The following is a 12,052-nucleotide window of genomic DNA, read 5'->3' as shown; positions in this document are numbered from 1 at the left end:
AAAAGGAAAGTTGTCGTTAATTACAGGGGTAGTGATTGGTTTAATCGGGTGGTTCTACGTTATTTATCATTGTGGGAGCTGTGTGAGATTACATGGTGAATGTAATCTCATACAAAAAGCAGTTCATTTAACATAGCTTCATGTCTCCAATACTTTGTAGGGCTGTCTTTTATTGGCAGGGCTACATTTCTACATGTTGCGGTTATGAACGTATAGCAGGGGTGTTGTTTATGCTTTTAACAGTTCCGAAGCGATGATAGTGCTTACCGGAATCAGTAAGAGCATGAACGAGACTTCTATATCGGAAAACCAATTATGGTTAAGAGCATGAGTACCTAACGCGACAGCAGCGAATGCGACGAGTGGATACATGATTGATTTTTTCATTTCTCACCTTGCTGAGTATTGCCTCTAAAAAGAGAGGCGGACGAACTTTCGAGGTGTAATAATCAATCTGAATTGATAAAATAGATAGTTTTTTGAGTGAAAGCTCAATTTTCAAGAATGAAACGACGAATAATATTTCTATAAATATCAGTGAGGTATTTATAGAAATTAGGTTTTGTTCACAAGGCAGTCAGTCGTTTTATATCTTTAGTATGAAGGGATATTCGCCATTAATAAACAGCCCGCGTGTCGGGCTGTTTTTGCATTTTATCACTTTATTCAATACCGCAGCCTTACGGTTTTATTGCCAGTTTAGGCAGTACAGATGGGAATCCCCAGCCATTTTTACCAACAACGACGTTTTCGCGTGTGATGTATTGATAAATTGTGGGAGCGAGCGAGCCATTAGCCACCGATTTTAGTTGTTCGCCATTACCGACGGGCGCGCCCCAGAAACCAATAAATGCATCTTTTTCAAGGTAGTGTTCACCAGCATGTCGCCCAGGCACTATGGTGTTATAACCAATGCCTTCTTTGGGGAATAGATTAACGGTGCCAGCACGATCTTCATCATAAAGATGGGCGAGCTGATTAACCGAATCAGGACGTGGTGTCATGCTGGTTAGTTGTCGCCATTGCTTTTGATTACACCAGGTATCAACATCATTTTCTTGTGCGTCTGTGATACACATCTTAATGAGTTTTTGTTTTTCGTAACGTTCTTGCGGGGTTAATGCTCGGCTATAAGGATTGGTAGACTCAATGTCGAGCAATTGCGGTATGTTGTTATTGTTGAATGAGGAATAAAAAGCATGCTCTCCCTTACGCTGAATACTTTCGTCAATACGTTTGCCATTGCGGTGAGCGACAAGACGGATTGTGCAGCGATTGAGGTTACAGTTACTTTCACGCACAACAAGGTAATCTAGGGTTTCACTTAAGCGATGACTGATCTCACTGATCATATCAATGGATTTCCCTTTAACGGTACTCTCGAGTGGTCGCCATTGGGTTAATTCTTTGTAATGAGGTTGGAATGACCAACCCTGTGCCGAGTTAAAGAAATCCATCATGAAATTACCTCCAGCTGTCGAGGCAACCACAACATCGATTCCCTTATTGCTAGGGTAATTCAGTGCATTGGTTATCTTGGGTCCTTCGCCTTCATCCGATGATATTTTTTCTATTTTTAAGGTAATGCCATAGTCTTTTTCGAGCTGCTCTAGTACTTGTTTTTCAGGGTTTAACGCATAGAAAACGGGCGTTAAACCATGATCGCCCGCCATTCCCCACAATGTTTGATCATAAATACCTGCATCTTTATAGGTTTGAGTAAATTGTGTTAACCAGTAATCGAGACGGTTTAATTCTCCTGTTGGAGCAATGACTTCGTCACTGAAAGGGCCGGTAAAGTGGGCAAAATGATCCGGCCATGGGTTATAGATTAAGACATAATCTGGCATGCCTTGTTCATCACGCAGTGCCAGCTGTGTAATCTGTTCATGGATGTATTTTTTCTTCGTAATACGGGTGAGTGGTGTCCAGAGGCTAATGTTTTGGTAATTATTGATCTGCTTGATCAAGGCAGATCTTGCTACCTTTAACTCTTTCTCAACTTCTGCGCGGTTAGTGAGTTCACGTAAACAGCGTTGTTCGCCAAAATCACGAATAGCTTCACCGACGCCGAGGTTGATTAATCCGTCATAACTGACCTGTGCGTTCCAATCGTATTGTGCATTACAGTTCAAGGTTTTGAGGTAATTAAGACGATCAAACATGGTTTGTACATGGTTATCTTCTATTAGACGATCGAGTTGCAAAGCATCGTTGCCGAAGAAGTAGTAGGCACGATCTATTTTACGGTCAACAAAGTGAAAGTTAGGGATACCTGTTCCGCCATCGCCAGCGACATTTGCTCCTGTCATTATGATAGGAAGGTTTCGCACGCTGATCGTGGGTGTCGATGAAATACCGGCTTCAGCAATACTGCGAGAATAGTTTTTATACAGGGATTTGAAGAACGGTAAGTAATGCGCATCGTTGACTGGTGATGGGCTATTTGTTGCTAACGATGTTAAATAATCCAACTGTTGCTGATGTTCAGGCTGGATTGTCTCTTCGTGTTTAGGTTGGTATTTAATAGCGTTAAGGTGCGTAGCGTAGGCATGATCAATAAATGGATTATACGGTTGAGTCGGCGAGTTGTTTCCTGCCAGCGCATTGATCATGCCTTGCTGTAAACCATCAACCGTTATTTGCACACCATAACGTTTATTATTTTGGCTCTGTAGAAATTGAATCAGTTCAAACGGGTTTTGGTTGAAGGTGTTTTCCATCCAATGGCTGAATGCATCGATACGGTGTTGTTCTAATGAATATTGTCGGTAGCCTTTTAAAACATTTAAGCGAACGAAATCGACCAAGGTAATTGTGATTGCTTGAGCTTTATTATTCGGCTTATGGGCGTTTTCAGGCTTGGCGTCATTAATAATAGCCATGATTGCCGCTTTAATTTCACCGTTTTCTATCGATTGGCTATATTGCGTCATCAGTTCAATGACTAACGCTTGGATCGTATTAATCAGTTTTAGATCTTCAGGGCTTTTTGTTAGGTACGTATAGTGTTCTGGTAAATTGTTACCTAGTAGCCATTCATCGTTATTAAACAGGGTATCGTAAATGGTGACCATGGATACGATGAACTGATTATTAAATGATAACCCTGCATTTTTAGCCGTATCATCAGATGTTGCTGTCGGATTTATATCGAGTTCATCGTAGTTTAATAATGAGTGCTCGTACTGTTTTAGAGCTTGTTCTGTGTATACCGTTTGTAGATAGTTTTTGAAAATATCGGTGTTTTCTAATCCGGTATAGCGGTCGTAAAACATATACAAGAAGTGCCCAAGTTGTATTGAATACAAAGGGTTCGTTAAGCGGCTGATAACTCGAGCTTTCACTTTAGCATCAAGTGGAAGTGTTAGTATGTAGGCGTCTAAAGTGACACCACCAATCGTAAATAAGGTCGCATCACGGGTAGTGACTGCTGTCTTATTGATACCCGAATATATTTTTTCTTTAATGATCTGAGTGGAATTATAGAAAGCACCAACGACAGGTGTGCTCCCGATATCTGCTTGCGCTGATTGACTGAACATACAGCTGCTCACCATTGCGGCGGAAAGCATGCGTAGGTATGGTTTTCTTGGCGTTTTTGATGTGTGTGTTAGTTCAACGTTGTTTAGATAATTGGGCTTCATATACCACTCATGATCATCAATATACCCAAAAAAGCCTCACTTATAGGGCGTTTTCTTGAGTATACAATGGTAAATTCCTTTGGCTTTATCTTATACCCAAATTACGTCGAGGTGCTCGTTTCAGCGAGAATTTATTTGGTTCTAGGCAAGGCGCTCATTTATAGACTTAGTGGTTCTACGTAGAAAAACATGTGGTAAATAGAGCGGTAACAAATTTTAACTATCACATTGGATATGGAGCTATTTGTTACCACTTGCTATTTAGTGTGCGTTAAAAGCTGTAGCGATAACCGACTTGGTAATTGGTTTCATCTAGGTTATCCCAATGGCGGTAACCCGCATTCAATTCTAATGCAGAGTGTTGTGTGAACTCGATTAAGTTGGTGAGGCGCAACTCGTGTTGTCCTTTTTTACCAAAATCGGTATAGCGGTATGAGGGTTCCATTTGTAGCCAACGTAGTGGTTTAAAGCGTAGCCCTATCTCTCCAGATATTCCGCTACCATCCTCACTGAATGTACGTTTTTTGCACTCTTTATCGTTGTCTAAAAGACCACAGCCAGCATCAATATCTCGTTCCGCGTTGTAGCCTGAATAGCCCATCGATGCATATATGCTAGTGTCTGTAGCTAGTGGAATGTAGTAACCCATAGCGAGGTAGTCTTGAACAAGTGTTGACGAAGAGCGGGTAGTAGCGCCAGTGCGGTATTCAGCAAAGAAGTGATCATAAAAATTCCAGCTGCCGCGAAAGTACAGCCCATGTAAGTATTTGCTGTCTTCACTATTGTTGTATTTGTCAGCAAAATATTGTCCCATGCCATTTTCTGCTACACGAGTAAATTGATAACCACCAGAAAGGAAAGAGTAAGACTGAGTGGCATTGGCGGTAAGGCTAGTGAGTGCTATTGCTGCTAAAAGTAATCGTTTCATTGTCATTATTGTTATTTATTTAAAAGGTAGAGGTATAATAAATATCAATAGAACAATATTCAATAAATAATTGCACGTTGTTTTATATTTCTTGTTGCGATGAAAGCATCTTTTTCAACAGAAATTGGTATTTAAGAGGAATTAGTCCAATTTAATGTGAATTTTCTGGGTGAGTTCTCAGTATATTGAAGCGAAAAAAGAATATTCTTTTTCCGTACAAGGAATAACCGCAAGCGTTTGCGCGGTAAAACAATATTGGCTATAGTGCCTGCGCCTCGCTGCTGCGGGGCATTTTTGTATATAAATCTTCTCAAACCGATTAAAAAGGAAAGTGAATGACGTTTTTCAAGCCACTTACAGCATTATCTGTTGCCTTGATTCTTGCTGGCTGCTCACAAAGTTCTCAACCTGACGCTGTATTTAATTTAACAGTGGCACATATTAACGATACTCACTCTAACTTTGATCCTGTTAAATCGAGTTTTGAAGCGAACGGCGATAAAGTTTATAACGAGTTCGGTGGATACCCGCGCTTACTCACGATGGCTGATGAATACCAGCAAGATGCGAAGCAAAAAAATGACAGCTTTTTGTTCTTACATGGTGGTGATGCGTGGCAGGGCAGCGCTTACTTTAAGCTAAACCAAGGCGCGATGAATGCTGAATTGCTAAGTAAAATGGGCATTGATGCAATGGCATTGGGTAACCATGAATTTGATTTGAACAACAAGAAATTGAATGAATTCATTGGAAGTATTAATTTTCCTGTTTTAGCGGCAAACATTGATACAAGCGAAGATGCCGATCTAAAAGATCAAACTAACCTACGGCCATTTATGGTTTACGCATTTGATGGCAACCAGAAAACCGTTGTTGATGATCTCGATAATTTACCAACCGATAAAGATCTGGTAGCGGTATTCGGTATCGCACTCGATGATATGCCAAACCTTGCACCTAATACGGGTGATGTACAGTTCTTTAATATGGTTGAATCGGCGCAGACTACCGTTGATATGTTAAAAGCCAAAGGTATTAATAATATCGTTGCAGTGACACATATTGGTAATTCAATTGATGTCGATATCGCGTCAAAAGTGAATGGTATCGATCTGATTGTTGGTGGCCACTCGCATACATTACTGGGTGATTTTACCAATTTAGGCATGAACAATGACGGTATTTACGCACAATTGGTGAAAAACCCAAATGGTGTCGGTCAAACGTGTGTTGTTCAGGCGGGTCAATATGCGCAAGCGATTGGTCGTCTACAAGTCGGCTTTAATCTGCAAGGTGATGTCGTTAACTGTAATGGTAAGAACACATTATTAAGCAATGATGAATTTTATACTCAGCCAGCACGCCAAACGAGTGAAAAGTTTGACGCAGCAGCCACACAACGTGTTGTTAAGTTTATTGAGCAAGAAGATAACATCGAAATTACGGATGAAGATGCAAACATGCGTAATTTAATCAATTTTAAATACAAGCCTGCGGTTGATAAAGCATACGGAAAGACAATCGCACAAGTACCTGTTGAGTTGATTCATGAGCGTCGTCCAGGCGATCGTGGTACTGACAAACACGGTTCAGATGTAGCACCTTTAATTGCGGAAGGTCAGTACTATTGGGCGAATACAGCAGCAGTACAAAAAGTGACTGGCATGAAGGTGGACTTTGCACTGATTGGTGCTGGTGGCATTAGAACAAACATTGAAGCGGGCGAATACCGTGAAGGTAATGTGTCGTTAGAAATGCTGCCATTTTCTAACTTTATGTCGGTACTGCCCGTTAAAGGTAGTGCGATTAAGGCATTAATCGACAGTACAGTAACCGCGACCTTACCTGAAGGTTCACATGCGGGTAAGTTCCCTTATGGCGGTCATATTCGTTACAGCTTTACTGAAACGAAAGCGCAAGAAGCGGGTAAACTTGATGCTGTTGAAATAATGACAGGTACAGAAGCAAACCCAGTATGGACGAAGATTGAAAACAGCAAGGTGTACAACATTGCGCTGAATAATTACAACGCAACGGGTAACGATGGTTGGACACCACTGTATGAAGCACAGAAGAACAGCTCAGGCCGTGTCGATTTAGCTTACGTTGATGGTAAATTAACGGGTTTTGATGTGAAAAATATCGCAAAAGTAGGCAATAAATACAAAGTAAATTACCAAGGTGCAGCGCCTAATTGTAAAGCGGCAAATACCGTGTGTAATACCGATGCTCAAGCGATGATTGATTACATTGCGGCAGAGCGTCAAACCGTTACGCCATTAAGCTACGAAGTGGTTACATTTAATCGCGCACAATAAACAGTTTTACATGTTGTTTTAGTATTGTTTAATACAGTGTAATGTTATTTGAGGCCATCAAAAATGATGGCCTTTTTTGATCGTGTTAGTTAGTGCTATCTGTTGGGGTCATTTGCGACAATTGCTGTTGAAGCCAGCTAATGAATGCAGTGTGTTGTGAATCATCGGTATGGCGTTCTTTGTATACCACATAATTATGGTGAGAAGGAATGAAACCGAAAGGAGCAATAAGCGCCCCACGCGCTAAATCATCTTTCACCAAGGGATATGATCCGATGGCAATACCTAACCCGTCGATAGCGGCTTGTAAGCAGAAGTAGAAATGATCAAAATGACGATGTTGCCCATCTAACAGTACCGCTTGTTTTGCGTCTGTTGCCCATGTTTGCCAAGCAGTTGCCCGAGTATGTGTATGTAGCAGCCGCAGGGATGAAGCTTTCAAGGAAGCATTTTCATTTGCTTCGCTAGGACAAACTGTTTGCCAATATTCCGGTGAACAGACGGGGCCGACCCATTCTTCCACTAAATGTACTTTGTCATAATCTTGATCAAGAGCGAAATCGTCACGGCGAATCGCAAGTGAAAAACCAGCCCGTTGTAGATTCACTGGTCCGCCTGCGGTTGATAGACGTACATCAATGTCGGGATGTTGATCTTGAAAGTCGACTAAACGGGGCATAAGCCAACGCATGGTCAGTGTTGGTTCACAAGACACATCAATGGCTGTATGTGACGACGTCATGACTTTATCTATACCTGCCTGTAGCGTGCGAAAAGCATCTTGGGTGTAGTGTGCCAAGGTTTCACCATCTGGCGTCAGGCTGACATGCCTTCCATGACGAACAAACAATGGTTTACCTACATACTCTTCCAATACTTTAATTTGTTTACTGATTGCACCGTGTGTCAGGCACAACTTCGCTGCAGCCTCAGTAAAGCTTCTTGAGGTGGCGGCAGTATGAAAAATTTGAAATGCTTTTAAATGTCTCATGTGAATTAAACTCACAATAAAGGTGACTTTTATTCGATTTTAGCGAGTGGCGAAGTTACCTACAATAGCTATATGTTGTTATGAAGGAGTGAGCAATGGAAATTGTGGGTTTACTGTTGTTGGGTATCTTAATCGTTATAAGTCCAGGAGCTGATTTTGTTTTAGTGGTAAAAAACAGTTTAGCCAATGGTCGCCGTGCTGGCTTATTAACAGCGTGTGGCATTAGCACTGCGATTGGTATACATGTTGGTTATTCAATGCTGGGGATCGGTTACTTAATTTCACAGAATGCGGTGTTATTTTCACTGGTTAAATATGCAGGCGCGGGGTACCTGTTTTATTTGGGAATTACTGCATTGTTTGCCCGCACGTCTGTAATGTTAGAGAAAGGGCATACGACGGATCTGCCTGGTGCTGCGTATTGGCGACAAGGTTTTTTCTGTAACTTGTTTAACCCAAAAACGATGTTGTTCTTCATAAGCTTATTCAGCCAGATTATTACTGCTGAAGGCAGTAGCCCTGCGTTGGCAGTATTGTATGGTGGGTATCTTGCACTACTTCACTGTCTATGGTTCGGTCTTGTGGCTTATGCTTTATCTGCACCCGCATTTGAAGGTTATGTGAATCAATGGAAGCAACGAATTCAACAATTATGTGGTGTGGGGCTAATGGGATTAAGCGTAGCATTGGTATTAAAAAGTTAGGGTTATCGATATAGGATACAAAGGTCTGTTGTATTATCAGTAGACCTGCGTGAAACCGAAAAATAGCTGTCAGCTCACAAATTTATGTTGTTAGCTTATCCATATGAAAAAACATGCTTAATTACAAAAGGGGTGTATTTACGCCCCTTTTATCTGCGAGACCTCTCATCTTTCCTCTTTAATTGCAAAATTGTTATTTTTTGTGTCAATTCGCCCTGTTCATTTCATCAATATTGCGACCATAATTTAACGTAGATTTAACATTGCGTTTTAATCTCATGGTGTATTAGCCAATTCGACAAAGTAAATGTAATACCACTTATCGTTTGTTTAAGCATTTTTCAGGACATCCCACTTTCATAACAATAAAAAGTAGTGGGTTTATTAAGGATAGAGGACATTGAAATGAAATATCTGAAGACGACCCTTACAGCGTTGACACTTGCGTTTGGCGTAGCGGGATTTGCACATGCTGCACCTATCGAAATCAAGTTCTCGCACGTTGTGGCAGAAAACACACCCAAAGGACAAATGGCGATTAAGTTTCAGCAATTAATTGCCGAGCGTATGCCAGATAAAGTCGAAGTTAAGGTGTATCCAAATTCACAGCTTTTTGGTGATAACAAAGTGCTAGAAGCTATGATTTTGGGTGACGTTGAAATGGCTGCACCATCGGTATCAAAGTTTAATAAATACACCAAGAAATTACAGATTTTTGATTTGCCTTTCTTGTTTAAAGATATGGATGCGGTCGATCGTTTCCAGCAAAGTGACTCAGGACAAGAACTACTGAATTCCTTAAAGAAAAAAGGCTATGTTGGTTTAGGTTATTTACATAATGGCATGAAACAAATTTCGGCAAGTAGCCCGTTACAAGTACCCGCTGATGCGAAAGGTAAGAAGTTCCGTATTATGAGTTCAGATGTACTAGCAGCTCAGTTTGAAGCGATTGATGCAGTTCCTTTGAAAAAACCATTTTCTGAAGTCTTTACGCTACTGCAAACCAGAGCCATTGATGGGCAAGAGAATACATGGTCTAACATTTATTCGAAAAAATTCTTCGAAGTTCAGCCTTATATTACTCAGTCAGATCATGGGGTATTGGATTACTTAGTAGTGACTTCTGCAGAATTCTGGATGGGATTGCCTGATGATGTACGTGCCGATGTGAAAACAACACTTGATGAGGCAATTGTTTACGGTAACAAAGTCGCGAATGATAAAGCCATGGCTGATAAGCAGGCGATCATTGATTCAGGGCGAAGCAAAGTCATTGTATTGTCTGATGACGATCGCCAGCAATGGATAGAGTCAATGAAACCTGTATGGAAGCAGTTTGAGAAAGAGATTGGTCCTGAACTGATTCAAGCGGCCGTTGCTTCAAACCAGTAATACCGTTGTGAAAGGTGCCAGAGCTTGCTTTGGCACCTTTGCATTAGGAGCAAGGGAATGATTAAGTTTCTTCATAAGTTCGAAGAATCAGCAATTGGATTATTATTAGTCGCGACAACATTGTTGGTATTTATCGAAGTTGTTTTACGGTTTGTCTTTAATACGGGGTTGTTGTGGGCACAAGAGTTAACCCTTTATATGTCGGCGTGGATGGTATTAATGGGAGCCTCTTGGGGTATTCGAGAAGGAGCACACATTGGTGTCGATGCTTTTGTAAAAAAACTGCCTAAGTCAAGTCAAAAAGTCGTTACGTTAATTGCATTGGCAATGTGTCTCGCGTATTGCGGTATGTTTCTTTATGGCAGCTGGATTTACCTGAGTAAGATGCATTTGATTGGCATCGAAATGGAAGATTTTGCCATTGAAAAATGGAAAGCAATGAGTTGCTTATTGTTTGGCTTTTTATTACTGACATTACGTATTGTTGTTTTGGCGATTCAAGTAATTAAAGGTGAGCGGCTTGGTTTTGGCTTTGCTGATGAAGCCAAAGAAAGTATGCATCTCGCTGAAGGTAATGATCAAACGGAATTACCCCCTAGCAACAAAGAAGGGCAGTAGTTATGACTATTTTTGCATTATTCGGCTTACTGTTTTTCTGTATGTTTATTGGTATGCCCATCGCGATTGCGCTCGGGTTATCCAGTGTCGCAACTATCTTGCTATTCTCGAATGATTCACTGGCTTCTATTGCCCTAAAGTTATTTGAAGCAACCAGTGAACATTACACATTATTAGCCATTCCATTTTTCATTTTATCTTCTGCTTTTCTATCAACAGGGGGAGTTGCCAAACGATTAATAAATTTTGCCATTGATGCTGTCGGTCATATTCGTGGTGGTCTTGCAATGGCATCGGTGATGGCGTGTATGTTGTTTGCGGCAGTGTCGGGGTCTTCCCCTGCGACGGTTGCGGCAATTGGCTCGATTGTTATCGTTGGTATGGTGAAGGCGGGTTACCCGAAAAGCTTTGCAGCAGGTGTCATTGCGAATGCGGGTACATTGGGCATTTTGATCCCTCCCTCTATTGTGATGCTGGTTTATGCGGCAGCAACAGAAGTATCGGCATCTCGTATGTTCATGGCGGGTTTTATTCCTGGCTTAATGATGGGCGGTATTTTGATGGTCGCCATCTACATCGTTGCCCGTATAAAAGGGCTGCCATCACAACCGTTTCCAGGTTTTAGTTCATTGTTTATTTCGGGGCTGAAAGCGCTTGGCGGTTTAATGCTCATCGTGATTGTACTGGGGTCTATTTATGGTGGTATCGCAAGCCCAACTGAAGCGGCATCTGTTGCTGCGGTATATGCATGGTGTGTGAGTGTTTGGGGGTACCGCGATATTGGTCCGTTGAAAGGTGTACCATGGCGATATGAAAATGAACACGTTATAAAAGCAATCGTGCGCAATACCGTCAGTTTTCCATTGGCATTAATCCGCTCGTTTACCGATAAAGAAGTCAGCCACGTTGTGAAAGATGCGGCCAAAGTCAGTATTATGTTGTTGTTCATTATTGCGAATGCAATGCTGTTTGCACATGTGCTTACAACCGAACGTATTCCACATATGATCGCAGAAACTATTGTGAGTATGGGTCTACCTGCATGGGGATTCCTGATTGTCGTGAATATCTTGCTGTTAATTGCAGGTAACTTCATGGAGCCATCAGCAATATTGTTAATAATGGCACCAATCTTATTTCCTATTGCAGTTCAACTTGGTATTGATCCTATTCATCTCGGTATCATTATGGTGGTCAATATGGAAATAGGCATGCTAACCCCGCCTGTTGGGCTTAATCTATTCGTGACGGCTGGAATTACAGGGGAAAGTATGGGATGGGCAATTCGCGCTGCATTGCCATGGCTTGGCTTATTATTAATCTTCTTAATGTTGATTACTTATATTCCTCAGATCTCTTTGTTCTTGCCAGAATATATTGATAGCCTTCGGGTGCCAATAAAGTAGCTAGACTGAAGCAGTTGAAAAATAAAAAAGAGCGCTGATAGAGCGCTC

At 41.3% G+C, this 12,052-nt stretch carries 9 protein-coding genes; 5 read left to right on the top strand and 4 right to left on the bottom strand.

All coding sequences use genetic code 11. The features are described from left to right. Nucleotides 1–228: 228 nt before the first annotated feature. The 3 genes from C9J47_RS26940 to C9J47_RS00305 all read right to left on the bottom strand — a co-directional run bounded on the left by C9J47_RS26940 (nucleotide 229) and on the right by C9J47_RS00305 (nucleotide 4,575). Complete coding sequence (locus tag C9J47_RS26940; RefSeq protein ID WP_006228515.1) at nucleotides 229–387, bottom strand: hypothetical protein; 159 nt, start codon at nucleotides 385–387, stop codon at nucleotides 229–231. 293 nt (nucleotides 388–680) lie between these two features. Further along, the gene (locus C9J47_RS00310) at nucleotides 681–3,575 is read right to left on the bottom strand and encodes an alkaline phosphatase family protein (RefSeq protein WP_425440591.1); all 2,895 of its coding nucleotides are present in this window, start codon (nucleotides 3,573–3,575) and stop codon (nucleotides 681–683) included. Between the two features lie 343 nt (nucleotides 3,576–3,918). Further along, nucleotides 3,919–4,575 carry an outer membrane beta-barrel protein gene (locus tag C9J47_RS00305; protein ID WP_245903222.1) on the bottom strand — a complete coding sequence of 219 codons (657 nt, stop codon included), beginning with the start codon at nucleotides 4,573–4,575 and terminating at the stop codon, nucleotides 3,919–3,921. A gap of 335 nt (nucleotides 4,576–4,910) precedes the next feature. Between C9J47_RS00305 and C9J47_RS00300 the strand changes: the two genes are divergently transcribed. Further along, the gene (locus C9J47_RS00300) at nucleotides 4,911–6,893 is read left to right on the top strand and encodes a bifunctional metallophosphatase/5'-nucleotidase (RefSeq protein WP_107251724.1); all 1,983 of its coding nucleotides are present in this window, start codon (nucleotides 4,911–4,913) and stop codon (nucleotides 6,891–6,893) included. An 85-nt stretch (nucleotides 6,894–6,978) separates the two neighbouring features. Here C9J47_RS00300 and C9J47_RS00295 read toward each other — a convergent pair whose 3' ends face one another. Beyond that, a complete protein-coding gene (locus C9J47_RS00295) occupies nucleotides 6,979–7,884 on the bottom strand; it encodes a LysR substrate-binding domain-containing protein (RefSeq protein WP_107251723.1) in 906 nt (301 codons plus the stop codon). 95 nt (nucleotides 7,885–7,979) lie between these two features. Between C9J47_RS00295 and C9J47_RS00290 the strand changes: the two genes are divergently transcribed. The 4 genes from C9J47_RS00290 (at nucleotide 7,980) to C9J47_RS00275 (ending at nucleotide 12,004) form a co-directional block, all read left to right on the top strand. Further along, nucleotides 7,980–8,588: a LysE family translocator gene (locus C9J47_RS00290; protein WP_107251722.1), complete on the top strand. Its 609-nt coding sequence runs from the start codon at nucleotides 7,980–7,982 to the stop codon at nucleotides 8,586–8,588. Nucleotides 8,589–8,993: 405 nt separating this feature from the next. Further along, nucleotides 8,994–9,980 (top strand): TRAP transporter substrate-binding protein, encoded by a 987-nt coding sequence (locus tag C9J47_RS00285; protein WP_107251721.1) that lies wholly within the window; start codon nucleotides 8,994–8,996, stop codon nucleotides 9,978–9,980. A gap of 57 nt (nucleotides 9,981–10,037) precedes the next feature. Then, complete coding sequence (locus C9J47_RS00280; protein WP_107244152.1) at nucleotides 10,038–10,598, top strand: TRAP transporter small permease; 561 nt, start codon at nucleotides 10,038–10,040, stop codon at nucleotides 10,596–10,598. Between the two features lie 2 nt (nucleotides 10,599–10,600). Then, entirely contained in the window at nucleotides 10,601–12,004 is a 1,404-nt protein-coding gene (locus tag C9J47_RS00275; RefSeq protein WP_107251720.1) for a TRAP transporter large permease, read from the top strand. Nucleotides 12,005–12,052: the final 48 nt, after the last annotated feature.

The sequence above is a fragment of the Photobacterium indicum genome (assembly GCF_003026215.1).
GTDB lineage: Bacteria > Pseudomonadota > Gammaproteobacteria > Enterobacterales > Vibrionaceae > Photobacterium > Photobacterium indicum.
Note: the sequence above shows the minus strand (reverse complement) of the source record. Positions and strands in the feature narration are given on the sequence as shown.